Annotated in this window: 1 protein-coding gene; it reads right to left on the bottom strand. The window is 41.2% G+C overall.

The genetic code is table 11. The features are described from left to right. The coding region (locus tag Z053_RS0120055) for an enoyl-CoA hydratase-related protein (protein ID WP_025666759.1) at positions 1-447 on the bottom strand (447 nt) is incomplete at both ends.

Raw genomic sequence — 447 nt, 5'->3', positions numbered from 1 at the left:
ATTTAATGCTTGACCCGGATATTCTATTCCTGTTAGCAACGTACCACGAGCAAGATCATAACCTATACGCTTCGGAAAAATCAATGTCGAGCCTGCCCCGGGAGTAAATCCGTAATTCATATAAGGACTTATATAATGACTTTCTCTACTTAATATTGGGAAATCACTAAACATACCCATAGACCATCCTGCTCCAATACCATGGCCCTGCATGGATGCAATCACAGGAATATTGCAATCCAGAGCTAGTTGAAAGATCTTCGTATCTGTAAATTTAGCCTTACCTTCCTGGATTGCCAATAGACTCTCTTTGGTACCACCAGATGCAAAGTAACTGTCATATCCCGTTAAGATCACCACCTTGTATATGGAAGACGCTGCTATATGATCGAAGACCTCTATCATTCCTTCCATAAAGGCATCTGAAAACATATTCTTGGCCTCTCG

The sequence above is a fragment of the Aquimarina megaterium XH134 genome (assembly GCF_000520975.1).
Lineage (GTDB): Bacteria > Bacteroidota > Bacteroidia > Flavobacteriales > Flavobacteriaceae > Aquimarina > Aquimarina megaterium.
The sequence above is the reverse complement of the archived record's forward strand: the minus strand, read 5'-3'. Positions and strand labels throughout refer to the sequence as shown.